Raw genomic sequence first — 1,518 nt, 5'->3', positions numbered from 1 at the left:
CGCAGATTGTCAAGCTGTGTGGAGTCATTGGGTTTGCTGTGTGGGTGTTTTTGTTGCGGGAAGGTTGATCCCTGCGTGGCGGGCGGGGGCTGGTGTGATGGGTCGTTGGCGGAATCGTTCGGGGTTTTCGTCGTAGTAGCGCTGTAGTGCCTGGTCGCGTGTTTTCCAGACTTCCTTCCACGAGCCATCGTGGACTTCGGCGGGCGAGAACAGGGCGATGCCCGAGTGTTTGTGTTGAGTGTTGTACCAGGGCACGTAGTCGGCAAGGTAGGCCCGGGCGTCCTCGACTTCTTTGAAGACCCGGGGGTAGCCGGGCCTGTACTTCATGGTCCGGAACCCGGATTCGGAGAAGGGGTTGTCGTTCGAGACGTAGGGTCGGTTGTGGGAGAGTTCCACGCCGTGGCTGGTGAGAGCATCGCGGAGCAGGTTTGATCGCATCGCCGGCCCCGAATCGGCGTGAACTATGCGCGGTGCGCCATCCCGGGCGATCGCGGTTTCGAACATGTCCACGGCGAGATGGTCCGCTTCCCGCTCCTCGACCCGCCAGGCAACCATGCGGCGGGAGTAGATATCAAGGACCGAGTAGGCCTTGAACGACCGTCCCCGCCACGGGGAATACAGATCGGTGATGTCCCAGGACCAGACCTGTCCCGGGCCCGTGGCCATCACCACGGGCTTCTCCCTCGGGAGCCGGTTGTTCCCCTTCCTGGTCGGGATGGTCGGGCGCAGCATCTGGTCCTCGATCCGGGCCGCGACCCGCCACCATGTCCGGCGGGAAGCAAGCATCACCCCCGCGTCCCACGCAGCCGCGTAGGAATGATCAACGGAGACCTGATTGGCCCACCCCACCAGGATGTATTCGCAGATCCGGTCACGATCATTCGCGCTGACACGTGACTGGTAAGCGCGCTCAGACTGTCCGAGCGGATCCTGAACCCGTTCGCGGGGATTCTGCCGGTAATGCCAGGTCGAGCGGGATACGCCGGCGAGCTCGAGGGCTTGCCGTTGCGAGCCGGTGAGCGTTGTCAGATGCCGGACGAGGATGTTCTCGGCTTCGATGAACCTTTCGGATCTTTCGTCTGGGCCGTATCGGGCTCTGGCACGCTCAACTCGTGCAAGAGCCCGATAGCTTTTCCCAAGGCTGTATTCGTGCCTTCGAGTTCACGGATTCGGCCCTTGAGCTGTTCGACTTCGGACTGGTGTTCAGCGATCTCCTTGGCACGCGCTTTCTCAAACGCGGACCACTCGCCATTCGTGCGGGCCATACCCCCATGCTCTCGTGGAATCAGATTCCGGTCGAGATCACCCTCCTGCACCATTTTCCGCCAGCGCCGAAACGTCCATTCCGTCACTGGCTGGGAGGCAAGCCATTCCTTCCTCGTCCCGTACGGCTGCACGTAATACTGATGCACCAATTCTCGAATCTCATCGCGGCTAATACCTCGCGGACCAACAGTCATGGCTACTCCTGCTCCTCTTCAATCACTGACTGACTCACAACCAGCCTGACGTAGAGGG

General features: G+C 61.2%; 2 protein-coding genes. Both read right to left on the bottom strand.

All coding sequences use genetic code 11. From position 1 onward, the window contains the following. Positions 1-24: 24 nt before the first annotated feature. Positions 25-786, bottom strand: coding sequence for a transposase (locus AC1DGI_RS18195; protein WP_476899835.1), 762 nt, complete (start codon positions 784-786; stop codon positions 25-27). A 239-nt stretch (positions 787-1,025) separates the two neighbouring features. Then, positions 1,026-1,460, bottom strand: coding sequence for a hypothetical protein (locus AC1DGI_RS18190; RefSeq protein ID WP_441400560.1), 435 nt, complete (start codon positions 1,458-1,460; stop codon positions 1,026-1,028). Positions 1,461-1,518 lie beyond the last annotated feature (58 nt).

The sequence above is a fragment of the Arthrobacter sp. 05N428_2 genome, from assembly GCF_056397065.1.
This window is presented reverse-complemented; position numbering and strand designations above follow the sequence as displayed.

Excerpts from the sequence above, each read along its gene's own strand:
- AC1DGI_RS18190 (WP_441400560.1), bottom strand. The coding sequence starts at position 1,460 with ATGACTGTTGGTCCGCGAGGTATTAGCCGCGATGAGATTCGAGAATTG.
- AC1DGI_RS18195 (WP_476899835.1), bottom strand. The coding sequence starts at position 786 with ATGCTTGCTTCCCGCCGGACATGGTGGCGGGTCGCGGCCCGGATCGAG.